The sequence below is a fragment of the Rhizobium cauense genome (assembly GCF_019511525.1).
Lineage (GTDB): Bacteria > Pseudomonadota > Alphaproteobacteria > Rhizobiales > Rhizobiaceae > Rhizobium > Rhizobium cauense.
In genome coordinates, this window is record NZ_JAEUAT010000021.1 from 1 (window position 1) to 24,297 (window position 24,297).

The 24,297-nt window shown below is 59.0% G+C and carries 21 protein-coding genes; 11 read left to right on the forward strand and 10 right to left on the reverse strand.

Features of this window, described 5'->3' with window-relative positions; all coding sequences use genetic code 11:
• Positions 1 to 272: 272 nt before the first annotated feature.
• Positions 273 to 950 carry a GntR family transcriptional regulator gene (locus JNB88_RS27745; protein WP_220358277.1) on the reverse strand — a complete coding sequence of 226 codons (678 nt, stop codon included), beginning with the start codon at positions 948 to 950 and terminating at the stop codon, positions 273 to 275.
• Between the two features lie 312 nt (positions 951 to 1,262).
• On the opposite strand from JNB88_RS27745, the gene JNB88_RS27750 reads away from it, so the two are divergent.
• Genes JNB88_RS27750 through atzF form a run of 10 tightly spaced genes read left to right on the forward strand, consistent with a single transcriptional unit; the run spans position 1,263 to position 11,656 of the window.
• Entirely contained in the window at positions 1,263 to 2,387 is a 1,125-nt protein-coding gene (locus JNB88_RS27750) for a BMP family ABC transporter substrate-binding protein (RefSeq protein WP_220358278.1), read from the forward strand.
• 18 nt (positions 2,388 to 2,405) lie between these two features.
• Positions 2,406 to 3,536: an ABC transporter permease gene (locus tag JNB88_RS27755; RefSeq protein ID WP_220358279.1), complete on the forward strand. Its 1,131-nt coding sequence runs from the start codon at positions 2,406 to 2,408 to the stop codon at positions 3,534 to 3,536.
• Positions 3,536 to 4,462 carry an ABC transporter permease gene (locus JNB88_RS27760; protein WP_220358362.1) on the forward strand — a complete coding sequence of 309 codons (927 nt, stop codon included), beginning with the start codon at positions 3,536 to 3,538 and terminating at the stop codon, positions 4,460 to 4,462. The genes JNB88_RS27755 and JNB88_RS27760 overlap by 1 nt, the downstream gene beginning before the upstream one ends.
• Positions 4,463 to 4,472: 10 nt before the next feature.
• Positions 4,473 to 5,489, forward strand: a complete 1,017-nt coding sequence (locus JNB88_RS27765; RefSeq protein ID WP_220358280.1) for a formamidase — start codon at positions 4,473 to 4,475, stop codon at positions 5,487 to 5,489.
• 18 nt (positions 5,490 to 5,507) lie between these two features.
• Positions 5,508 to 6,209 carry a biuret amidohydrolase gene (biuH, locus tag JNB88_RS27770; RefSeq protein ID WP_220358363.1) on the forward strand — a complete coding sequence of 234 codons (702 nt, stop codon included), beginning with the start codon at positions 5,508 to 5,510 and terminating at the stop codon, positions 6,207 to 6,209.
• Positions 6,209 to 7,264: a cyanuric acid amidohydrolase gene (atzD, locus tag JNB88_RS27775; RefSeq protein ID WP_220358281.1), complete on the forward strand. Its 1,056-nt coding sequence runs from the start codon at positions 6,209 to 6,211 to the stop codon at positions 7,262 to 7,264. Before biuH ends, atzD begins: the two co-directional genes overlap by 1 nt.
• A gap of 1 nt (position 7,265) precedes the next feature.
• On the forward strand, positions 7,266 to 8,816 hold the full coding sequence (locus tag JNB88_RS27780) for an ABC transporter ATP-binding protein (RefSeq protein ID WP_220358282.1): 1,551 nt from the start codon (positions 7,266 to 7,268) through the stop codon (positions 8,814 to 8,816).
• On the forward strand, positions 8,816 to 9,484 hold the full coding sequence (locus JNB88_RS27785; RefSeq protein ID WP_220358283.1) for a cysteine hydrolase family protein: 669 nt from the start codon (positions 8,816 to 8,818) through the stop codon (positions 9,482 to 9,484). Before JNB88_RS27780 ends, JNB88_RS27785 begins: the two co-directional genes overlap by 1 nt.
• Positions 9,477 to 9,830 carry a cupin domain-containing protein gene (locus JNB88_RS27790; protein WP_220358284.1) on the forward strand — a complete coding sequence of 118 codons (354 nt, stop codon included), beginning with the start codon at positions 9,477 to 9,479 and terminating at the stop codon, positions 9,828 to 9,830. Before JNB88_RS27785 ends, JNB88_RS27790 begins: the two co-directional genes overlap by 8 nt.
• Positions 9,827 to 11,656: an allophanate hydrolase gene (atzF, locus tag JNB88_RS27795; RefSeq protein ID WP_220358285.1), complete on the forward strand. Its 1,830-nt coding sequence runs from the start codon at positions 9,827 to 9,829 to the stop codon at positions 11,654 to 11,656. Before JNB88_RS27790 ends, atzF begins: the two co-directional genes overlap by 4 nt.
• A gap of 211 nt (positions 11,657 to 11,867) precedes the next feature.
• Here atzF and hydA read toward each other — a convergent pair whose 3' ends face one another.
• From hydA to JNB88_RS27820, 5 genes are all read right to left on the reverse strand, one after another.
• Positions 11,868 to 13,262: a dihydropyrimidinase gene (gene hydA, locus JNB88_RS27800; protein ID WP_220358286.1), complete on the reverse strand. Its 1,395-nt coding sequence runs from the start codon at positions 13,260 to 13,262 to the stop codon at positions 11,868 to 11,870.
• On the reverse strand, positions 13,263 to 14,534 hold the full coding sequence (locus JNB88_RS27805) for a cysteine desulfurase-like protein (protein ID WP_220358287.1): 1,272 nt from the start codon (positions 14,532 to 14,534) through the stop codon (positions 13,263 to 13,265). It lies immediately after the preceding gene.
• Between the two features lie 29 nt (positions 14,535 to 14,563).
• Positions 14,564 to 15,301 carry an amino acid ABC transporter ATP-binding protein gene (locus JNB88_RS27810; RefSeq protein WP_338111055.1) on the reverse strand — a complete coding sequence of 246 codons (738 nt, stop codon included), beginning with the start codon at positions 15,299 to 15,301 and terminating at the stop codon, positions 14,564 to 14,566.
• Complete coding sequence (locus JNB88_RS27815) at positions 15,298 to 15,972, reverse strand: amino acid ABC transporter permease (protein WP_037127823.1); 675 nt, start codon at positions 15,970 to 15,972, stop codon at positions 15,298 to 15,300. Before JNB88_RS27815 ends, JNB88_RS27810 begins: the two co-directional genes overlap by 4 nt.
• A 74-nt stretch (positions 15,973 to 16,046) precedes the next feature.
• A complete protein-coding gene (locus JNB88_RS27820; RefSeq protein ID WP_220358288.1) occupies positions 16,047 to 16,841 on the reverse strand; it encodes a transporter substrate-binding domain-containing protein in 795 nt (264 codons plus the stop codon).
• Positions 16,842 to 17,000: 159 nt separating this feature from the next.
• Here JNB88_RS27820 and JNB88_RS27825 point away from each other — a divergent pair, with 159 nt between their 5' ends.
• Positions 17,001 to 17,690, forward strand: coding sequence for a FadR/GntR family transcriptional regulator (locus JNB88_RS27825; protein WP_220358289.1), 690 nt, complete (start codon positions 17,001 to 17,003; stop codon positions 17,688 to 17,690).
• Positions 17,691 to 17,738: 48 nt separating this feature from the next.
• Here JNB88_RS27825 and JNB88_RS27830 read toward each other — a convergent pair whose 3' ends face one another.
• The 4 genes from JNB88_RS27830 to metG form a co-directional block, all read right to left on the reverse strand.
• Positions 17,739 to 20,450, reverse strand: coding sequence for an aminotransferase class I/II-fold pyridoxal phosphate-dependent enzyme (locus JNB88_RS27830; RefSeq protein ID WP_220358290.1), 2,712 nt, complete (start codon positions 20,448 to 20,450; stop codon positions 17,739 to 17,741).
• A gap of 541 nt (positions 20,451 to 20,991) precedes the next feature.
• Positions 20,992 to 21,822 carry an MBL fold metallo-hydrolase gene (locus JNB88_RS27835; RefSeq protein WP_220358291.1) on the reverse strand — a complete coding sequence of 277 codons (831 nt, stop codon included), beginning with the start codon at positions 21,820 to 21,822 and terminating at the stop codon, positions 20,992 to 20,994.
• 4 nt (positions 21,823 to 21,826) lie between these two features.
• Positions 21,827 to 22,609, reverse strand: a complete 783-nt coding sequence (locus JNB88_RS27840) for a TatD family hydrolase (RefSeq protein WP_220358292.1) — start codon at positions 22,607 to 22,609, stop codon at positions 21,827 to 21,829.
• Positions 22,610 to 22,616: 7 nt separating this feature from the next.
• Positions 22,617 to 24,167: a methionine--tRNA ligase gene (metG, locus tag JNB88_RS27845; protein ID WP_037128196.1), complete on the reverse strand. Its 1,551-nt coding sequence runs from the start codon at positions 24,165 to 24,167 to the stop codon at positions 22,617 to 22,619.
• Positions 24,168 to 24,297: the final 130 nt, after the last annotated feature.

Genomic DNA, 24,297 nt, shown 5'->3' on the forward strand with positions numbered 1-24,297 from the left:
GAGCAATCTTACGGCGTTCGTCCAATCCAATCTGAGAGTAGGTGCGCTTCATTGCATCGTCCTTGCAATTGATAACCCATTGGGATCATTAGCAAGTCGCACTTCATTCTAGAACCCACCGGCTACAATACAAATGTCGGATAAGATAGGTTATGGAACAATAAGATTAATCTCAGGCGGCCGGCAGCTTCGCCATGATGACGCCTTCCCCCTCATGGAAAGGTCTTCTCTTTCAGCTTGTTACCAACCGATTCTCATGCGAACAGCGAAACTCATTCGCCCTTGACGGTCGCGAATACGACGCTCGCGTCGCTGACGATTGCAACATGCGCATAAGCCGCCTGGCCCGCCGCGACAGCATCGCCGCGCATGATAGCCGTCACGATCACGTCGTGCTCGTCATAGGATTTTGCCAGTCGGCCGGGCAAACGGAACTGCGCGCGACGAAATGGTGCCAACCGTGCACGAGTCTGGGTCACCAACTCGTAGATGTGATCATTATGCGCGCCGCGATAGAGCCGCGAATGGAACTCGGTATTGTGCGCCGCGTATTCTTCGTTCGCGCCGGCGTGGACGAGCTTTGCCGAACTCCGATGCAAAAACTCCAGTCCGCGTCTTTCGTCGATCGTCATGCGTTCAGCCGAAAGCCGCGCGCAAATGGCCTCGAGTTCCGACATGGCCTCGAACATCGAGTGAAGATAGGCTTCCGTCACATTTGCCACGGTCGCGCTGCGGTTCGGTTCGCGATCCACCAACCCCATCGCACCGAGCTCGCGCAACGCTTCACGCACCGGTGTTCGCGACACTTGGAAACGTGCCGCCAGTGAAATCTCGTCCAGTTTCTCGCCCGGCAGCAATGCTCCCGTGACGATCATATCGGCCATCGCGCGGACCATTTGTTCAACGGTCGTGCCGGCCCTTACCACTTGTCTGCGCTTGAGCTGATTCACGTTCTGCCGATTTCCCTAGATTGCATACAAATTCGTTCTGTACTCCGAGAAGTCAAATAGTTTCGTCTTTTTATTGGCTTTCAGGCGGATTTTCAGCTCTGCAGACCATCACCAAAGTCGATGTATGCCTAAATATAACCCTCTGATTATTTTTCGACCAACAGCTCACCAAAACTGCATGCAGTTTGCGCAACGCAAATCTGGTTCGATATTTTATTCAATGAAATCAGATCTATAAAACTTGGCACGCTCATTGCATACAGTTTTTTCGTGACGTTTTTCGAACCGGCCCTGGCCGCAAGGAGCATTCCGATGACCAAACTCCTTTCCATGAACCGCCGCCATTTCCTTCAGGCTTCCGCAGCCGGCGCACTCGCCCTGACGCCGGGCCTGCTGCCAGGCCGGGCCCTCGCCCAGACCGCTGTGGCTGTCGGCTTCATCTACGTCGGCCCCAAGGACGACTACGGTTACAACCAGGCGCATGCCGAAGGTGCTGCCGCACTGAAGGGGCTGCCGGGCATCACGATCGTAGAAGAGGAAAATGTCCCGGAAACCGTCGACGTCCAGAAGACCATGGAGTCGATGATCAACCTCGACGGCGCAACGTTGATCTTCCCGACCTCGTTCGGATACTTCGACCTCCATATGCTGGCAATGGCTGCGAAATACCCCGATGTCCAATTCCGTCATTGCGGCGGTCTCTGGCAGGAAGGCAAGAACCCTGCGAACACCGGTTCGTACTTCGGCTATATCTTCCAGGGTCAGTATCTCAATGGGGTTGCGGCCGGCTACACGTCGAAGAGCAAGAAGATCGGCTTTGTCGCCGCCAAGCCCATTCCGCAGGTGGTGCAGAACATCAACGCGTTCCTGCTCGGAGCACGCTCGGTCGATCCTTCAATCACCTGCCAGGTTATTTTCACGGGCGAATGGTCGCTTGCCGTCAAGGAAGCCGAAGCAACCAATGCGCTGATTGACCAGGGTGCAGATGTGATCACCTGCCATGTCGACAGCCCGAAAGTGGTCGTCGAAACGGCCGCCGGTCGCGGGGCTTTCGTCTGCGGCTATCACGCCAACCAGAGCCCGCTGGCACCTGAAAAGTATCTGACCGGCGCTGAATGGGCCTGGGGCAACGTCTACGCCGATTTCGTCAAGAAGGCTCAGGCCGGCGAAAAGCTCGGCAACTTCGTACGCGGCGGCCTCAAGGACGGTTTCGTCAAGATGAGCCCGCTTGGACCTGCGGTGCCGGCCGAGGGACGTACGAAGTTCGATGCCACGCTTGCAGAGATGAAGACCGGCAAGTTCTCGGTGTTCAAGGGACCGATCAAGGACAACAAGGGCAATGTCGTTGTCACGGCAGACAAGAGCTATGCCGAAGATGCGATCGAACTCGAGAGCATGGCCTACCTCGTGGAAGGCGTCGTCGGATCCACGGCCTGAGCCAGAGAGAGAAGCGTCATGACAGTCGAAGCGAACACGTCTGCAATAGCAATGGCTTCCCGACCATCGCCGGCGTTTAGGCCCATCCTTGAGTGGATCGCGCGGCGAGCGGAACCTGTCGTTATCAGTTTCGGCGCGATCCTGGTCGGTCTGGCGCTTTTCTCCATCTTCATCGTGCTTATCGGCAAATCGCCGATTAGCCTGTTCCAGCTGATGTACACGGGTGGATTCGGTAGCTGGTTCTCGATTCAGAACAGCCTAAGCAGGGCGGCCCCACTGCTTCTGACCGCGCTTTGCGTCGCACTGCCGGCCCGTCTGGGGCTGGTTATCATCGGCGGCGAGGGCGCGGTGGTGCTGGGTGGTGTCGCCGCCGCGGCAGCGGCGCTGCCATTCGTCGGAACGCTGCCTGCCCTCTTCGTTCTGCTTCTTATGGCGGCGGCGGCGATGATCGTCGGCGGCGTCTGGATCGGGCTGGCCGGCTTCCTTCGTCACTACAGGGGCGTCAACGAGACCATTTCATCTCTGCTTCTCGCTTATATCGCGATCGCTCTGATGAACCAGTTCGTGGAAGGGCCACTCCGCGATCCAGCAAGCCTGAACAAACCCTCCACAGCCCCCCTGCCCGCCGAATACATGCTCGGAAAGATACCCGGAATGGACGTGCATTGGGGACTCGCCATTGGCGTGATCGCATGCATTGTCTCCTGGGTGCTGATCGAAGTCACAAGCTATGGCTTTGCGGCGCGTATCGCGGGCGGCAATGTTCGCGCAGCACAGATCCAGGGGCTGCCGGTCGGCCGCCTGGTCGTCGGTTTCACTGCAATCGCCGGCAGCTTTGCCGGTCTTGCCGGAATGATCGAGGTGGCTGCAGTCCAAGGTAGCGCAAATGCCTCGCTGGCAGCGGGCTACGGCTACACGGGCGTCCTCGTTGCCTTCCTGGCGCGACACAATCCACTGGCGATTATTCCTGTCGCCATTCTGCTTGGCGGCATCGATGCGTCGGGTGGGCTGATCCAGCGCCGTATGGCGTTGCCTGACGCGACGGTTCTGGTGCTGCAAGGAACGCTCTTCGTCGTGATCCTTCTCTTCGAGACGTTCTACGGCCGCTTCAAGTTCTTCAATCCCGACCTCTGGAAAAGGAGCGCATGATGGAAGCGAGCGGCATCGGCATATGGGGCGTCCCACTCGCCATATTCGCGGGCGCGATCCGCGTTTCGACACCCTTCATCTTCGTCAGCCTCGGCGAGGCCATCACCGAGCGCTCCGGCCGCATCAATCTAGGGCTCGAAGGCACGTTGGTCTTCGGCGCCATGACCGCGTACGCGGTGGCGGTGCTCAGTGGTTCACCCTGGCTCGGTGTGCTGGCGGCCATGGGCACCGGCGCAGTTTTCGGCCTGATCCACGGATGGATCTGCAAATGGCCCAAGGTCAACGACATCGCGATCGGCATCGCCATGATGCAATTCGGTCTTGGACTTGCCTTCTTCCTTGGCAAGCCCTTCATCCAACCAGCTGCACCGCGCCTGCCGTCGATCCCGCTCGGCGCTTGGTCCGGCCTTCCCCAGGTTCAAGCGGCCCTGAACATCAATGTGCTTTTCATTCTGGGCGGCGCACTTGCCATCTTTCTGTGGTGGGCGTTCAGAAATACCAGGATCGGCCTCGTGCTGCGCGTTGTCGGTGACAGCACCGATGCGGCTCGCGCGATGGGAATAAACCCGGATCGTGTCCGTCTTCTGGCGACAGCAGTCGGCGGGTCACTGGCTGCCGTCGGCGGTGCTTACCTATCGCTCTATTATCCCGGCTCCTGGAACGAAGGGATATCTTCTGGACAGGGCCTGATGGCGGTGGCGCTGGTGATCTTCGCGCGCTGGAACCCGATCGGCTGCTTCCTGGCGGCCCTTCTCTTCGGTGGCGCAGGTGCGCTTGGCCCTGCCCTGCAATCGGTCGGCGTCACGCAGGGCTACTACCTGTTCTACGCGGCTCCCTATGTTCTGACGCTCGTCATCCTCATTGCCACATCCTCGCCTACCCGTTCGCTTGCCGGGGCCCCCGGCGCATTGTCGCTCACGAAATAAAGGATCTGCCATGAATGGTCTCGGCGGTCTCAACAAATCCGAACATGGCGTCGGCATTGGTCTTGTTCAGCTTCAGCTTCCCGTCACACTCACCAAGGACGACCTTGCGAGGCAGACGCAGGTAATTGTTGACCTCGTCGGCAAGGCCCGCCGTAACCAGGCAGGTATGGATCTTGTCGTCTTCCCGGAGTATGCGCTGCATGGCCTGTCGATGGACATCAACCCCGAGATCATGTGCTCGCTCGACGGACCTGAAGTTGCGGCCTTCAAGAACGCCTGCCGCGAGCACCGCATCTGGGGCTGCTTTTCGATCATGGAGTTCAATCCAGATGGGATGCCGTACAACTCTGGCATCGTCATCGACGATAGCGGCGAACTGAAGCTTTATTATCGGAAAATGCATCCATGGGTACCCGTCGAACCCTGGGAGCCGGGCAATTTGGGCATTCCGGTGATCGAGGGACCGAAAGGCGCGAAACTCGCACTCATCATCTGCCATGATGGGATGTTTCCCGAAATGGCGCGGGAATGTGCTTACAGGGGCGCCGAGATCATGATTCGGACGGCGGGCTATACAGCCCCGATCCGCGACAGTTGGAAGTTCACCAACCAGTCAAACGCCTTTTGCAACCTGATGGTCACGGTCAATGTCTGCATGTCCGGTTCAGACGGCACGTTCGACTCCATGGGCGAAGGCATGATCTGCAATTTTGACGGCGTGATCATCGCTCACGGCGCATCCGGGCGCCCGAACGAAATCATCACCGCTGAAGTCCGCCCTGACCTCGTGCGCGAGGCGCGACGAAACTGGGGCGTCGAGAACAACATCTACCAGCTCGGCCATCGCGGTTATGTCGCCGTGACCGGCGGCGCCGGCGATGCCCCTTACACCTACATGCACGACCTAATTGCGGGCCGCTACCGTTTGCCGTGGGAAGATGACGTCAAGGTCGTCGATGGCACGTCCTGCGGCTTCGAAAAGCCGACGCGGCTCTATGGCGAAACTTTCAAGCTTGCAGGCGAATAGGAGAAGACGATGGATACGATGGATACGATGGTCGAGACCAAGGGACACTACATCAATGCCGATCCATACGCCTGGCCCTATAACGGCGCATTGAGACCCGACAACACGGCGCTGATCATTATCGACATGCAGACCGATTTCTGTGGTCCCGGCGGCTATGTCGATCATATGGGTTATGATCTTTCGCTGGTGCGCGCTCCGATCGAGCCGATCAAGCGAGTGCTATCGGCCATGCGCGCCAAGGGCTATCACATCATCCACACCCGAGAGGGTCACCGGCCTGATCTCGCTGACCTGCCGGCGAACAAACGCTGGCGCTCGCAACGCATCAATGCTGGCATCGGTGATGCCGGCCCCTGCGGCCGCATCCTCGTTCGCGGTGAGCCGGGCTGGGATATCATCGATGAACTGAAGCCTATCGAAGGCGAGACGATCATCGACAAGCCCGGCAAGGGTTCCTTCTGCGCTACGGATCTCGAACTAATCCTTAACCAGAAGCGCGTTGAAAACATCATCCTCACGGGGATCACCACCGACGTCTGCGTTCACACAACGATGCGCGAGGCCAACGATCGCGGTTTCGAGTGCCTGCTACTCGAAGACTGCTGCGGCGCCACCGACTATGGCAACCACCTCGCCGCCATCAAGATGGTGAAGATGCAGGGCGGCGTATTCGGATCCGTGTCCAACTCGGCCACCCTGATCGAGGCGCTTCCCTGATGCCGTCGTTGCGTGCGCATGTCTTTCGCGTCCCGGCAAATAGCCCGGACGATGTCTCAGGCGTCAAAGCCTTGTTCGCCGAACGATTTAATGCATCCGAGGTGGTCGCTGTGCTCGGCAAGACCGAGGGCAACGGCTGCGTCAACGACTTCACCCGAGGCTACGCCACGCGAAGCTTCGAATTGCTGTTCCGCGATCAAAATGTCGACAGCGTCTCTATCGTCATGTCCGGTGGCACGGAAGGCGCTCTCTCCCCCCATTGGACCGTCTTCGCGCGCGAAAAGGTCGAGCAGCCCGGAGAAGGGGCGCTGGCAATCGGTGTTGCGCGCACCCCTACCCTGCCGCCGGAACAGCTCGGTCGACGCGAACAGATCCGTATGGTTGCTACAGCGGTTAAGGCGGCCATCCGGGATGCAGGGATCGAGGACGCTGCCGATGTGCACTTCGTGCAGATCAAATGCCCCTTGTTGACCTCTCAGCGGATCGCCGAGGCAGAAGCGTCTGGCAAGACGACAGCCACGCGCGATACATTGAAATCGATGGCGCTGTCACGCGGCGCGTCGGCCCTCGGCGTTGCGGTTGCACTTGGCGAGGTGGATATCGATGCCATCGCCGACGGCGACATCTGCGGCCGTTTCGATCTCTATTCCCGATGCGCATCAGCTTCCGCAGGCGTCGAACTTCTCGACCATGAGATTGTCGTGCTTGGCATGAGCGCAGGGTGGTCTGGACCTCTCGCCATCGACCACGCCGTCATGCGTGACGCGATTGACGCTGGATCTGTTCGGGCCGCCTGGGATCGACTGCCAATGGCAGGGAAACTTACGGCAGTGCTAGCGAAAGCCGAGCCGGATCCGTCCGGTCAGGTCCGCGGCAGGCGCCATACTATGTTGAACGATTCCGATATCGCCGGGACCCGTCATGCCCGCGCCTTCGTCGGCGGGGTGCTCGCCGGTGTCTTTGGCATGACCGATCTCTATGTATCGGGCGGCGCCGAACACCAGGGACCGCCGGGTGGCGGGCCGGTTGCCATCATCGTTGAAAAGGAGACCTGAAGTGAGCATCGTACGCGACACGCCTCTTCCCCAGGCTGGCAAGGCCGTTGGCATCCAGACGCTCGATATGACAATGCGGTTCGGCAGCTTCACGGCGCTCGACCACGTGTCGATCGATATCCCTGCCGGCACCTTCCATGCGCTCCTCGGCGAGAACGGCGCCGGCAAGTCAACGCTCGTCAAATGCATCATGGGCTTCTACCATCAGACTTCTGGTTCGCTCTCGGTCGATGAGCGCGAAGTGGCTATTGCATCGCCCAAGGATGCGGCAACCTATGGTCTCGGCATGGTCTATCAGCACTTCACGCTGGTGCCGTCGCTGACGGGCGCAGAAAATCTTGTCATCAGTCGCGCCGCCGTGCCGGCCGTGATCAACTGGGTGAAGGAGCGCAAGGATCTGGCAGCCTTCATGGAGCGCATGCCATTCAAGATCCCTCTGGATCGCCCAGTCAGCGAACTCGCCGCAGGCGAAAAGCAGAAGCTCGAAATCGTCAAGCAGCTCTATCTTGGCCGCAGCTTTCTCGTGCTCGACGAGCCGACCTCGGTACTAACGCCCGCCGAAGCCGACGAGATGCTCGGACTGGTGCGTGGCATGACGCAGCGTGGCGAACTGACCGTGTTGATGATCTCGCACAAATTCCATGAGGTCACGAAATTTGCCGACGCGGTTTCAATCCTGCGGCGCGGCAAGCTGGTCGGTGGCGGCAAGGTCGGTGAACTCTCGACGGCGGAGATGGCATCCATGATGATCGGCGACGTCAAGCTTGCCGAGCTCGATACACGCGTGCCAGTGTCCGAAATGTCAAAGCCGGTCCTCAAGGTGGAAAAGATCAAGGCACCTGACCGTTCCGGTCTGAAGACAATCGAGATCGAAAGCCTGACAGTTCGCTCAGGTGAGATCGTCGGAATCGCCGGCATATCAGGTAATGGCCAGAAGGAACTGACCGAGATACTGGCTGGTCAGCGGTCGACTGAGGCCGGCAGCGTGCTGGTGAATGGCGGCGCCTACGGTGCCACCCGCCCCGAGACGCGGCGCAACAACGTACGATTCATTCCGGAAGAGCCCCTGCAGAATGCCTGTGCACCAAAGATGACCGTCAGCGAGAACCTGGCCTTCCGAACATTCGACCTGAAGAAAGACGGTAAGGATGCGATCTGGCTCAACAAGGGCAAAATGAAGAAGCGGGCTCAGGACCTGATTGCTGACTTCAAGGTGAAGACCGCCTCGTCTTCGTCGCCCATCGCAGCTCTTTCAGGCGGCAATGTGCAACGCGCGGTTCTCGCGCGAGAACTTACCGGTGAGGTCGACCTTCTGATCGTTTCAAACCCCTGTTTCGGCCTGGATTTCTCGGCAGTCGCGGAGATCCGAGCACGCATCATGAAGGCCCGCAACTCCGGCGCGGCGGTGCTGCTGTTGTCGGAAGACCTCGACGAGTTGCTGGAAATGTCCGACCGGATCATGGTCATTTCGGAAGGCAAGCTCGTCTATGAAACCGCAGCGCGCGCGGCCGATATCTCAGTTATCGGCGCGCATATGGCAGGACATCACTGATGGCAAACATCAAGGCGCAACCGTTTGCTTTTCCAGCCCGGCCCGACCAATTGGCACTTGTTGTCATCGACATGCAGCGTGATTTCGCCGAGCCAGGCGGATTCGGCGCAAGCCTCGGCAACGATGTCAGCCGCATCACCAAGATTATCCCCGATGTCAAACGCCTTATACAGGGATTTCGCGAGGCCGGTCTGCCCATCATTCACACGATGGAGTGCCACAGACCAGATCTTTCCGATCTGCCGCCGGCCAAGCGCAACCGCGGTGCACCGACGCTTCGGATTGGAGATGACGGGCCCATGGGCCGAATCCTGATTGCTGGCGAAGCTGGTACGGCGATCTTGCCCGAGCTTGCCCCTGTCGACGGAGAGATCCTCATCGAAAAGCCAGGCAAGGGCGCCTTCTACGCAACCGAACTGGGTGACGTGCTCAAAGCGAAGGGTATCAGCCAGCTGGTGTTTGCCGGCGTGACGACAGAGGTTTGCGTGCAGACGACGATGCGCGAAGCCAATGATCGTGGCTATGAGTGCCTTCTCGCCGAAGACGCGACCGAGAGTTATTTTCCGGAGTTCAAGGAGGCCGCGATCGCCATGATCCGCGCCCAGGGCGCGATCGTCGGCTGGACCGCACAAGTAGACGACATATTGGAGGTGATTGGCCATGCCTGAGACAACGCGCGAGCTTTTGACGTCAGGCGGCTGGAAAGACCTGACTTTTTCTCCGTTTCGTAAGGACGTGACGATTCATTGGATTCGGCCCTTCGAGGGGGATCAGCCGGGAGTAGCCCTTTTGAAGTACGAGGCTGGCGCATCCGTACCGCGCCACCGGCATCAGGGGTTGGAGACCATTTTCGTCTTGGAAGGCACCCAATCCGATGAGGCTGGCGACTATGGGCGCGGGAGCTACATTGTGAATGCGGTCGGAACTGAACACTCCGTCTGGAGTGACACGGGCTGTGTCGTGCTGATTCAGTGGGATCGGCCCGTGAAGATACTGGAAGAGGAAATAGCATGACCGGCGCACCGGCCTTCGACATCGCGTCACTACACGCATTCTATGCCCGCGGCGGCGACGTCCACACTATCATCGACCGTGTGTTCGCGCGCCTGGAAGAGGTCAATGATCCCGGCATCTTTCTTCACCTCGCGGAACGCACGGCGCTGCTTGCCGAGTCGGATGCGCTGGGCCCGTTTGACGCGGAAGCAAAGCCGCTCTGGGGTATCCCATTTGCAGTGAAGGACAACATCGACGTTGCGGGCATGCCGACGACGGCGGCCTGCCCTGACTATGCATATGTGCCCGCAGCCGATGCAACCGTTGTTCGTCTGCTCAGGGAAGCGGGCGCGCTCGTCATCGGCAAGACCAACCTCGATCAGTTTGCTACAGGCCTTGTCGGAGTCCGTTCGCCCTATCCGATCCCTCGCAATGCGATTGACGCCAGTCTTGTGCCGGGCGGCTCCAGTTCCGGCTCGGCCGTCGCCACCGCGCACGGGATCGTCAGCTTCGCGCTCGGAACGGATACGGCCGGTTCCGGTCGCATACCGGCGGGGTTAAACAATATCGTCGGTCTGAAGCCGAGCGTCGGCGCGCTTTCGACAACGGGTGTCATACCCGCCTGCCGCACGCTCGATTGTGTCTCCATATTTGCCCTGACCGTCGACGATGCATGGCGTGTCTACAATACGGCGGCGCACTACGATGCGACGGATGCCTACTCGAAGGATATATCCGCTACCGGCTACGGTCCGCTTCCTCCGGTCCTGACGATTGGTGTGCCCGCCAAGGGGGATCGACAGTTCTTTGGCGACGCCGCCATGGAAACCTCATACAACAACGCCCTTGCAACGCTGACGGCGCTCGGCCATCGCATTGTCGAAGTACCGTTTGGCGATTTCTACAAGGTGGCCAACCTGCTCTACGAGGGAGCCTGGGTGGCTGAACGCTACGCCGCGGTGAAAGCCTTCTTCGATTCCAACGAAGCAAGCTTCCATCCGGTTACCCGCAAGATCTACGGTGGAGCAAAAGCACTCGGTGCGGCTGACGCGTTCAACGGTTTATACGCGCTTCAGGCGCTGAAGCGAGCGGTGCAGCCTGTCATCGACTCGGTCGATCTCTTCTGCGTGCCGACGGCACCCAGCCACTACACGCTGACGGACCTCGCCAATGAACCGATCCGCGAGAACTCACGGCTTGGCACCTACACCAATTTCGTCAATCTTCTCGACATGTGCGGTATTGCCGTGCCGACAGGCAAGCGCGCTGACGGACTCCCGGCAAGCGTGACACTGCTGGGGCCGTCCGGTCGAGACGGTTTGACAGCGGCTCTGGCACGAGAGATCCAGCGGGCCGCCGGGGTAAGCCTGGGAGCAACAAGCTGGTCCCTACCCTCGTTGCCTGCCACACCAACGACGACTTCCGAGGATGGAATGGTCGATCTTGTGGTCGTCGGTGCGCATCTGTCCGGCATGCAACTGAATGTGCAGTTGCGTGACCTCGATGCCGTGTTTTCGAAAGAGGCGCAAACATCGGATGCTTACCGGCTTTACGCGCTTGCCGGGCAGATCCCCGCTAAGCCCGGAATGATCCGGGTCGAACCTGGCGAAGGTGGTCGCATCGAGGTGGAGGTTTGGCGTCTGACACCGGCTTCTTTCGGGCAATTCGTAGCGGCAATACCTTCGCCTCTTGGTATCGGTTCAATTGCGCTGTCTGACGGTACCGTGGTCAAAGGCTTCCTGGTGGAGCCGGCGGCGATCAAGGGGGCGACCGATATCACCGAATACGGGGGGTGGCGCAGCTATGTCGCGGCGCAGACCGAACTGAGAACGCGAAGCGCCGGCTGATCTGGAAACAACCGAAGGCGCTTGATCACTGGTCAGGCGCTTGATGGCGATTTTCTTCGCGATCTTTGGCTTCGTGTTGAACCGAACGGTCTTCGCAGGAGGCGCAACTGACTCCAAGTTCGCTACACGCTACAACGCAGCTCAGGTCCAAACGACAATGGCCGCTCTACCCGAGCGGCCATTCCTTTTCCCGCGGAGCCGCAAATCTTGATCAGGTCCGCGCATTCCTCCGCAGATACTGGCCCTGCCCCAGAGTGCCCTCCAACGCGCCGCCGCTGACGATCGGCTTGCCCCGGAGCATGGTAAGGACTGGCCACCCCACAACCTCCAGTCCCTCATACGGCGTGTAGTCTGCATTGTGGTGAAGAATGTCGTTTGTGACCGTCACATTCTTATGAGGATCCCAGAGAGCAATGTCAGCATCAGAACCGATGGCAATCGTGCCCTTCTGCGGATAAAGCCCGTACTGTTTTGCATGGTTTGTCGACGACAGCGCCACAAAGCGATTGATGTCGATGCGCCCCTTGCTCACTCCTTCAGAAAATAGGATGGGAAGTCGCGTTTCCACTCCAGGGATACCGTTCGGAATCCACCGATAGTGCCGTTTTCCTTTCTCGTTCAGCTTGCCGCTGTCGTCGTCATATCGGAAAGGGCAATGGTCGGACGAAAAGAGCTCGAAGGTGCCGGTTTGCAACCCTTCCCAGCAAGCCTCCTGACTTTCCTTGTCGCGCGGCGGCGGTGAGCAAACGAACTTTGCGCCTTCGAGCTCCGTGGCATCAAGATCATCGGCGGTTAGAAGGAGATACTGCGGGCAGGTCTCGCCCGCGACTTTGCCGCCCCGCTTGCGTGCGCGCTCGATCTCTTCCATCGCCTGCCGGTTCGATACATGGACGATGACGATGGGCGCACCCACGATTTCTGCAAGCGAAAGCGCCCGATGGGTCGCTTCGCGCTCTGCAGCCGCCGGTCGGCTCAAGGCATGGAATTTCGGGGCGAAATCGCCGTTTTGCTCGTGCTTGCCAATGAGGTAACGGATCGCGTCTTCGTTCTCGCAGTGGACCATTACCAACGCGCCGGACCGTCTGGCACTGTCGAGCGTATCGAGGATTTGATCGTCCCTCAGACGAAGGTTTTCATAGGTCATAAAGACCTTCAACGACGTGTAGCCGTCCTCGACAAGCGCCGGCAATTCCTGACCGAGCACGTAGGGCGTTGGGTCGGTGACGACGAGGTGAAATGAAACATCGATATAGCACTCGCCCTCGGCCTTGGCATGGTAGGTCTTCAAAGACTCCCTTAGCGTTGTGCCCTTCTCCTGCATGCAGAAGGTAAGGATCGTCGTATTGCCTCCGAAAGCGGCCGAACGCGTGCCACTTGCAAAATCGTCGGCCATGACAATGCCGTCGCCAGATGGCTGGGCGAGATGGACATGACTGTCGATCCCGCCTGGCATGACATAAAGACCCGAGGCGTCGATGATTTCGCTAGCACCATCAAGCGACGCTGCAAGAGCGGTAATCTTCCCGTCGCGAATGCCAACATCGCACTTGAAGGTGTCGCTGGCGGTAACGACGGTGCCATTCTTGATAATCGTGTCGAAATCCATTCAGGCAGCGCCTCTTTTCTGATCGGCGCCATCGCTGCCGAGTATCTCGTCAAGCGCGGCGATCAGACGGTCGACCTCGCCGAGGGTGTTATAGTGAACCATGGAGACGCGCACGGCGCCGTTATATTGCGGCAGACCGACATGATCACCGAGGCGCCGCGCATGAAAATCACCAAACCGGATAGCAATCTTGTAAGCGTCCATCGCCTTGCAGATGTCTTCCGAATTGCGGCCTTCGAAAACAAAGCTGATCGTCGGTATGCGCCTTCCGTTCCTGTTCGCCGTCTCCCCGATAATGCGGCAGTCGTTGCGACTACGCAGATAGGAAAGCAGGCGATCAGTCAGGGCGTTCTCCTGCATGGTGATCGCGTCAAAGGCAGCGAGGATCAGCTCGCGTTCCGAGCCCGTTCCACCTGATTTCCTGCCTAGCTCGCACAAGTAGTCGACGATCCCCGTCACCGCGTAGGCCAGCTCGTAGTTTGGATTGCCCGGCTCCAGCTTGCCGGGCACTTTATCGCGACCGTAGAAGAAGTGATAAAGCGGATCGAGCTCCAGAAGGTGATCGTACTTCCCGTACATCATCGCGTAGTGCGGACCGTAGGTCTTGTAGAAGCTGAAGACGTAGTAATCGACGTCCATAGCTCGAACATCGACGGCGCGATGCGGAGCATAGGCCACTGCATCGACGCAGATGCGTGCACCATGAGCGTGGGTGAGAGCGGCGATCTCGGCAATCGGATTGATGGCGCCAAGGATGTTCGACACATGCGTCACACACACAAGTTTAGTTCTCGCCGTCAGCAGCGGCTTGAGGTCGGCGACATCGAGCTCGTAGGTCGTTTTATCAAGCGGCCAGAACTTGACGACCACGCCCATGTCGCGCAGGCCATCCCAGGGCCCGATGTTGGACTCATGATCCGAGATCGTCACGATGATCTCGTCACCCGCTGACAGCTGGCTGCGCATCGACCGGGCAAGATTCTGGAGCAGCACCGTCGTGGAGCCGCCGAAAACGATCTCTTCCGGCCGGGAGGCATTGACCAGATGCATCGCTGCAACCCGGCTTTCCATCAGCGCCTTGGCAGCCTGCTGAGATACCTCGTAGCTACCCCCGATCTGGACGTTCTTGTCGTAGAGAAATGTACTTATCCGCTCGACGGCGCGCTTCAGAATCTGCGAGCCGCCGGCATTGTCAAAAAACACCCAGCCATGCTCAAGCCCGGGGAACTGGCTCCGGACGAAATCGATATCGAGTTGGCGTTGCATTTCCATGGGTCCTCCGGAAGACTTGTCTTTTCTTGTCAATGGTTGAGAACGGCGCGCAGGAAGCTCTTTGTTCGTTCCTCGCGGGGACTGTCGAAGATTTCGGTTGGCGTGCCGACTTCGACAATTCTGCCGCTGTCCATGAAGATCACCCGGTCGGCGACCTGACGGGCGAAACCCATTTCATGGGTGACGACAATCATCGTCACGCCAGTACCGGCAAGCTTGCGCATGACATCCAGCACTTCGCCCACCATTTCGGGGTCAAGCGCAGAGGTCGGTTCGTCGAAGAGAAGAACGCGAGGTTCCATAGCTAGTGCGCGGGCAATCGCGACACGCTGCTGCTGGCCGCCCGACAGTTGCTCAGGATACTTGTCGGCCTGCGCGGTGATACCCACACGGGCGAGAAGTTCCCTCGCCTTTCGGGCTGCTTCCTCAGGCGGCGTGCCGCGCACGCGCATCGGAGCGATCATAATGTTCTTCAAGACGCTCAGATGCGGGAACAAATTAAACGATTGGAACACCATGCCGACTTCGGCGCGAACCTGGGCAAGATTCTTACCCCGCTCGACCTTGATGCCATCAACTTCGATCCGGCTTTGGCTCGAGAAGCTTTCGAGGTGATTGATGCAACGGATCAAGGTCGACTTGCCCGAGCCAGACGGGCCAATCACACAGACCACCTCGCCTTCGGCAATCGCCAGATCGATGCCGTGAAGTACCTGGAAATCACCGTAAAATTTGTCCAGGTTCTGAATGCTTACAATGGTCTTCACCTGCGTCTCCCCGCACTGAAGCGTTTTTCGAGATGGGCGACAACAGTCACCATCGGCCACAGGAACGCGATGTAGATGACCGCAGCGCCGATCAGCGGCGACGGGTTGGCGGCCAAGGCCTGCGCCTGTGTTGCTTGCTTCAGAAGATCGGGCATCGCCACCACGGACGCGAGCGCAGTATCCTTCATCACGTTGATGCAGTTGTTGGTCAGTGGCGGTATGACGATCTTGATCGCCTGGGGCAGAATGATCTCCGCCATCATATGGCGATAGGATAGCCCCAGCGCCTCGGAAGCCTCGAACTGCCCGCGAGGAATGGCCTCGATCCCTGCCCGAAATATCTCCGCGGTATACGCCGTGGAGACCATCATGAGTGCACTGACCGCCGAAACGAAGGGCGAAAGCCGGATGCCCACGAACGGCAGGGCATAGTAGATGACGATCAGCAGCACGAGCAGCGGGATGGACCGGAAGATGTCGATATAGATCTTCGCCAAGGTCTGCGCCCATAGCGGGCCGTATAAGCGGAGCAACGCAAGGACCAGGCCACCGATAAGACCACCAACGATGCTCACGACGCCCAGCTCAAGCGTCACCCAAAGTCCGGAAAGCAGGAGCGGAAACGACCGTTCCAGCACTGCCAGATTGAAGAAAGTCGAGAATATATCCATGAAAGCACCAGGCTGGCGTTACGGGGCGGACGGCAGGCCCCTCGGCCTGTCGTCCGTAACCTCGGCCAACCGACTTATTTTGCCGCAGGCATGTCTGCGACCTTGACCGTGGAGGTCGTATCTTCGGCCTTCGCGCCGAACCAGGTCTCGTGCAGTTTGGCGATAAAGCCCTCACCCTTCAGTTTCGTGATCACGTCGTTGACCTCCTTTGCGAGAGGGTCACCCTTGTTGAACATGATCGAATACTTCTCACCAGTGGGGATGCGTTCGACCACCTTAATCTCGGGCTTGTCCTTGACGTAGTACTGCAGCGCCGGGATGTCGCTGATGTAGCCATCAACACGACCTGCAGCGAGATCGAGCATAGCCGGCTGAAGACCCTCGAAGCGGCGGATCTCGCCGAGACTGTATTTGGCAGTGTTATTGGTTGCCCACATGTCGCCGGTCGAGCCCGTATCGACGCCCACGACCTTGCCACCCATCCCGCTCAGATCCTTGACGCCACTTGCCGCCATGACGGTCAGCGATTGATCGCTATCGTAGTAAGGCTGAGCGAAGCTCACCGACTCCAAGCGCTTTTCCGTTATGGTGATCGACGAAACCGCCATGTTGATGCGGCCCGACTGCACGGCCGAGAAAAGCCCATTGAACGGGATGTTTACGAACTCCACGGACTTATTGAGACGCTTTGCAATCTCAGTGACGAGATCGACTTCGAATCCGACGGTCTTGCCGGTTTCGTCCTGAAACTCCCACGGAACATTGCCAATATTGGCGCCAACGGTCAGGTCGGCAGCGTTAGTGGCCATACCCACCAACGCCATAGCACCTGAAAGCATGACAGTCTTCAAAATCGAAAAACGACGCATTTAGGTTCCCCTTGTTTTGTAGTGCGCATTTTTGCTATTGGTCTAACCGGTCTGACCAGTCAGGCCAAATCAAGCACGGTCTATTGAATTATGCAAGCGACTGATGATTAAAATGCGATACGAACCAACGCGGGCCTCATTCCGCTGAAAGACGACAGCATGCTGAACAGGACACTGGTGCCGCAATCGGCGGCGCGGCTGATACAGGACATGATCCAGCGCGGTGAACTGGCGGCCGGCCAGAAGATCCCTTCCCAGCGCGAATTCTCGACAAAGCTCGGCATCAGTCGTGCCTCGCTGCGCGAAGCATTGCTGACACTGGAAACGCTCGGCTTGATAAAAACGGAAGCCGGACGCGGGACCTTCGTCGCCGACCGCGCCAGCGCCTCCAAGAATGACATGGCGCCTTGGCGCTACTCGGACAGCTACTCGGTTTTCGATGTCTTCCAGACACGCATCATGCTTGAAGGAAGCATCGCCTCATTGGCCGCCGGCCGCCTAACCGGCAACCAGCTGCAGGCGATGGAAGCGGCGACGAAACAGATGGAAGAATGCTGGGCGAAGCAGGATCTGCTCGCAAATGTCGAGGCAGACCTTGAGTTTCATGCGATCGTCGCATCGGCATGCAGCAATGCCATGATGCGCGCTCTTTACGACGTAATCCGTGCGCAACTGACGGAGACACAGCGCCAGCCAATCCCGATCACCGAGCCGGCGCGCATGCAGGCTTCCATCGCTGAGCACCGCCGGATCATCTCGGCCCTTCGTGACAATGATCCGGAGCGTGCCCGCAAGGAAATGGAAACTCACGTTCTGAATACCGCGCGCTGTGCGGGCCTCAATCCCTGAGACACCCAACCAAGTCAAACCTGCGCGGACATGCCACCAGGCCGAGCCTCAGCGCTTCGCCTTGGCAGCGACAGCATCAGGCTTGACCAGCTTCAGTCCCCTCGTTTTTTCATAGCCATGGATCTCCTTCACATCGAGCTTGCGCATGAAGTCGATCGTTTCCTGCGTCAGCACCTGTCCCGGCACCATGATTGGAAATCCCGGCGGATAGGGAATGACGAAGTTGGCAGAGACCATCTCCGGCCCTTCGCGCAATCTTCGATCGCATTCGGCACCGTTCAGCGGTACGTACTCGCAAAGCGAAGCATCGTAGGCATTGAAGAAGGCGCTCCGCATGTCGCCCTCAGGTGTCGTGCGGCCCGCATCGCTGCGGTACAACTCGTGGAAATGGCTGAAGTTGGGAAGGTCGGGCACGTCGGTCATCAATGACTTGACGCGCGCCTCGAAAGCGGCGCGCTCGGCTTCGCCACCGTCGGCGAGGCGTTTCTCGATATCATGGCAGATCTCGACGAGAACCCTGATGAGATGGGCAACGTCGCTGCGCGTGTTGTTGATATTCGACTGCAGCAAAACGCTGTTGCGCGAGGTCTTGTTGAGCTGAATATTGTACTGGTTTGCCAGAAGTCCCTTGAACTGCGTCCCGTCGAAGCCGGCGGTGCCGCAAACCAGCGTCATGCGTGTTGGATCGAGGTAGAACTCGTCCTCCCGCATCGCCTTGACGGCTGTCGCCCAACTTGAGTCCGGCGCGAGATAGTCCTTGAAGCCCGACTGACGATAGGCCGCTGGGATCATTTGGTCAGCGCCAAGGATGCGGAAGTACTTCGACACCAATTCGTGTTCGTTAACCGCCTGTCGGATCTTGAGCGCGATCTCGATTGCGTTCATCACCAGGCCATACCCTTCGAGCTCCATCTGTCGACGGGCAACATCTAGACTGGCGATGAGTTGCTGGTTTGGGCTGGTCGATGCGTGTGTGAAGACTGCTTCGTGGAACTGGGCCTCGACCGTGTGAAAGTCCACGTCCTTGACCAGCAGCATGGAGCCCTGACGGATGGCCGACATCGATTTGTGTGTAGAATTGGTCTGGTAAACCCGGAGACGCACGGAGCGCGGGTCGGGAATGAGCCGGGTTGAGAGCAGCGTTTCGTCTGATGGATTGTCGCCAAGCGCGGCACGTTGTTTCTCATAGGCCGCAACGGAGGCGGGATCCCGCAGCCAATCCTCGATGTCGGCAGCAGCCCCCATGGCCGTGCGCGGGCGTAGAAATGGCGAGAAACGGGCAAAGCCCGACCACGCCTCGTCCCATAGGAAGAGAATGTCTGGCTTGATGGCGAGGCACTCCTCCATCACCCGCCTGACATTGTACATGTGTCCGTCGAAGGTGCAGTTTGTGAGGTCAAGCAGCTTCAGCCGACCGAGCCTCCCCTCCGCGCGAAGCGCCAGCAATGCCCGCTTGATGGTAGCAAGCGGGACGGCGCCGTACATCGAGTATTCCGTCATCGGGAAGGCTTCGACGTAGTAGGGCTGCGCCCCGGTGAGAACCATTCCGTAGTGATGGGACTTGTGGCAGTTGCGATCGACCACGGCGATGTCGCCCGGCGCCAACAGTGCCTGAACCGCCATCTTGTTGGATGTGGACGTTCCGTTGGTGACGAAAAACACGTGGTCTGCACCAAAGGCACGCGCCGCCATCTCCTGCGAACGCTTGATGTTCCCCGTAGGCTCCAGCAGGCTGTCGAGGCCCCCTGTCGTGGCGCTGCTTTCCGCCAGAAACAGATTGAGGCCGTAAAATTCCCCCATGTCACGGATCCAGTCGGATTTGAAGACCGACTTGCCACGAGCGATCGGCAGTGCGTGGAAAGTGCCGATCGGCCGGCGCGCGTATTTCTTCAGATTGTCGAAGAACGGTGTTTCAAAGCGCGCCTGCACCCCTTCCAGAACGGCCAGGTGCAATTCGAGCAGTTCTTCGACGGCATAAAAAATGCGGCGGATGGCATCGGCGGCCGGGTCGCCGGCAATCTTCTCGACCTGGCGGTCGGAGAGCAGATAGACATCGAGTTCGGGGCGGATTCGGCGCAAGGCGCGAGCCAAGCGCAGCGCCGACATGTCAGGACTGTCCGATTCTCCGAGCGGGTCCAGAACCGATCGAAGCACCGGCGCATCGTGCCGCGAACGGTAAGGGAAACCTTCTGCGAGGACGACTGAAATGATGTCAGGGTTTAGAGCTGCGGCACAAATGGCATCCTCGAAGGAACCGACAATGACGGGCTCGTAGACAAAGGCATCTTCCGGGCGGCGCAGCCTGCGGATCTCTCTAGCAAAAGCGGGCCAGCGTGCTGCCGGCTGGCTGTTGACGAAGAGCACTTCGAAATAGGGGCGGTGTCCGCCCACCTCGCCGGTCGCCGGCGGCATGATGTCCGCAACCTCGTTCGGCGACAGCTCTTCATGGGCATCCCATTCCGCCGCGCGGCCGCGATAGGCATGCGTCAGCAGTCCGTTCGAGATACGCCGTGTCAGTTGTGCGGCTCCTCCCGCATCGTTGGTCGCGATGCGCTCGCTGAGCGCGGTCATCAATCGCGACCCAGGATAGGCGTGGTATTCTTCCATGGCCTCCAGGTTTGCCAGCGCTGCCTCCAGTGCCGGCCTGCTCCCGCCTTTGGTCGCCCAGGCATCGGCAAGCGTCGTAATGGCGCGCCAGCTATCGGCACGTGACGAGTGCAGGAGCCGAAAGTGATCGATATGTGCGCTCTTCGTTGGCATCGCGATCTCCAAACGCTGGTTTACGATTCCGTCTCGGCCGATACAGCCGCCGTCCTGCTCGCTTGGTCGCGGCGGGTGATCTGCAGATGCGTATGCCCGCAGCTTCAATTTCCGGATAGGTGCGGGCGTGCTGACCAAACCAGTCGACCATCGGAACCTCTCACACTTCATTGCGGGAGAATGAAGCGACCCGGCCCTGAAGCGCACTCAGGCAATGCTCTTTAACGAGCCCCCTCCAACCCGCATGGCCCATTGGCGACCGGGCTTTTCGATAAAGGTTGATCAACAACCGTCGCTTGCGAAGTAAAATACCGTATTATACCGTGCGGGACCTGTATATTACTCCCCTCTCATATCCATCGGCCCCATTGCAGCTATGATTAAATGGAGGGCATGCGATCGAGCCAGGAGCGTCAGGCGAATGCAGGGTCTCTGTGTTATTTCGCAAGGATTGCTGCTTTGCCGCCGCCCTGAAGGCGCCGCCAAGTGTGGCGATCTTGGAGGCTTCGCAGGCAATGCCGCTAGGACGTAGCGCTGACCGTCAGGCGCTTTCGAGTTCCGTCAGTTCGACCTCAAAGCTCATCTGGTCATAGGCCGGAACAACGTGATCCGGCGTTTCGGCCATGACAGTGTCGTAGTCGAGCGGCGTATGCATATGAGTCAGGATGGCTTGCTTCGGTTTGAGCCGGTCGATCCAGTCGAGAGATTGCTCCAGCGACAAATGGCTCGGGTGGTAACGGTACTGCAGCGCGTCGATGATGAGGACATCCAGATCCTCAAGTTTTGCAACAGTTTCAGGCGGAAAGTCGCTGATATCGCTACAATAAGCGACATTTCCAATCCGAACGCCAAGCGAATTTATGTCGCCATGTTGTTGCAGGTGCGGCCGGATCGAGATGGTCCCACCTGCACCGCTGATCCGAACCGGGACGTCGAGGCTTTCGATGACTTTTGCTTCGACGATCGGAGGATAATTGCTGCCGGGTGGCGTTTCAATGCAGTAGCCGAACCCTTGTCGAATGCGGTCCATGGTCTCCGGCACAGCATAGATCGGAACGCGCTGCTGCGCCCCGTAGAAATAGCCGCGCAGGTCGTCGAGACCGTGGATGTGGTCTGCATGGGCATGAGTATAGAGAACGGCGTCAATATGAGTGACGCGTGCGGCAATCATCTGCTCGCGAAAGTCCGGCCCGGTATCTATGACAACGGTCGTCACGCCGCCGTTGTCATCGTATTGCTGCACCATGAAGGCCGCGCGAGTACGCCGGTTCTTCGGGTTGGACGGGTCGCAGGCACCCCAATCACCGGTGATGCGCGGCACGCCTGGCGACGACGAACAGCCGAGAATGGTGAAACGCCGCCTGTAGCCCACGCTGTCAGATCCTTGGCATCTTGGAGAAAACGCGAAACGCGTTCTCAGTCGTGATCCGCGCCATTTCGGCATAGCTCAGGCCGAGTGCTTCGGCCAGAACCTCGGCCGTGTTCACCACGTAGGATGGTTCGTTACGCTTGCCGCGCCAACGCTTCGGCGCAAGGTACGGCGCGTCGGTCTCGACCAGCAGGCGGTCGTGCGGGATCGTCTTGGCAATATCGCGCAGTTGCTGGGACTTCGGAAAAGTCAGAATGCCGGAAAAAGAGACGTAGCCACCAAGTTCGACGCCAACTCTTGCGAGTTCCGCGCCCGACGAAAAACAGTGAAGGATAAAGGGAAATGCTCCCCGGCTGGTCTCCTCGGTGAGGATCGCTGCCATGTCTTCATCCGCGCTACGGCTGTGAATTATAAGGGGAAGCTGCGTCTCGCGCGATGCATCGATGTGACGCCGCAGTCCCGTCTTCTGGTCCTCCGGCTTCTGCGTGTCATAGAAGTAGTCGAGACCCGCCTCGCCGATCGCCACGATTTTCTCGTGCGCCTTGGCCAGGCGAACCAGTTCATCCGCCTGGATGTCGAGTTCGTCGCCGGCGTTGTTCGGATGCGTGCCGACGGAGCAGAAGACCGACGGATACTTCTCCGTGATCGCCAGCAACGCCTCCAGCTTGCGCACACGCGTCGAGATCGTCACCATCTGCTTGACGCCAGCGTCGTGAGCACGCTTGACGATCTCGTCGCGCTCCTCTTCGAAGTCGGCGAAATCCAGATGGCAATGCGTATCGATCAGCATGACGTCCTCACGCTTCCGGCGCGACGTAGCGCGGGAAGACGGGCTTCGGCGCTTCGAGGGGTGTACCGGCGATAAGACGACCGCCCTCGCCCAGTGCTGCGAAGTCACGCTTGTCGGCAGGAGCCGCGACGAGATCCAGGAGCTTGCCGGCCGACTCAGGCACGAATGGCTGCAGCAGAATCGCGATCTGGCGGACGACCTCGGCTGTCACATAGAGCACGGTGCCCATGCGCGCGGGATCGGTCTTCTTCAGAGCCCACGGCTCCTGGCCGGCGAAATAGCGATCAGTTTCGGAAACGACCGCAATGATCGAGGCAAGAGCACGATGGATGAGCTGCTTGCCCATATCGTCCCGTGTCGAAGCGAGCAGCGCGTCGGCCTGAGCCAACATCGCCTTGTCCTCGTCCGTCAGCGGACCGCATTCGGGGATCTTGCCGTCACAGTTCTTGACGATCATCGACAGCGAGCGGCTGGCGAGGTTTCCGATGCCGTTGGCAAGGTCAGAGTTGATGCGCGTGCCGATGGCCTCTTCGCTGTAGCTGCCGTCCTGACCGAAGGAAACTTCGCGCAGGAAGAAGTAGCGTACCTGATCGAGGCCGAAATGGTTCACCAGATTGACCGGATCGACCACGTTACCGAGCGACTTCGACATCTTCTCGCCCTTGTTGAGCAGGAAGCCATGCGCGAAGACACGCTTGGGAAGCGGCAGCTTCGCCGACATCAGGAAGGCCGGCCAGTAGACCGCATGAAAGCGGATGATGTCCTTGCCGATGATGTGAACGTCGGCTGGCCAATACTTGGCCCGGGGACCATTCTTGTCTTCGATATAGCCGGTCGCGGTGATGTAGTTGGTCAGGGCGTCGACCCACACGTACATCACGTGGTCAGGGTCGTTCGGTACCTTGATGCCCCAATCGAACGTCGTGCGCGAGATCGAGAGATCCTTGAGCCCCGACTTCACGAACGAGATAACTTCGTTGCGGCGTTCCGCAGGGCCGATGAAATCCGGGTTGGCTTCGTAGTGCGCGAGCAGCTTGTCCTGGTATTCGGACAGCTTGAAGAAGTAGCTCGCCTCTTCCACCCACTCGACCGGCGTGCCTTGCGGGCCATAGCGCACACCATCGGGGCGTAGCTCGGTTTCGTTTTCCTGATAGTAGGCCTCGTCACGCACCGAGTACCAGCCGGCATAGGAATCCTTGTAGATATCGCCACTGTCGGCCATCAGGTTCCAGATGTCGCGCGAAGCCTCATGATGGCGCTCCTGCGTCGTGCGAATGAAGTCGTCGTTCGAGGCGTTGAGAAGCGTCGCCATCGATTGGAATTCGCCGGAATTTCGATCGGCAAGCTCCTGAGGCGAAATGCCTTCGGCTCTAGCCGTCTGCTGCATCTTCTGACCGTGCTCATCCGTACCTGTCAGGAAGAAGACATCCTTACCATCGAGGCGCTGGTAGCGCGCCATCGCGTCCGTCGCGATCAGCTCGTAGGCGTGGCCGATGTGCGGCTTGCCGTTCGGGTAGGAAATCGCGGTGGTGATATAGAAGGGTGTCTTGTCTGTCATGGCGGCCATTCGTGTCCGGCTTACTCTATAAAATTTGTCAGCCGCTCTTAGCGCATGTCATGGCGAAGCGAAACACCAAGTTTCAAAGGCTCCGGCGATTTGCGAAACGTGGGCCCGCTGCACTTGACTC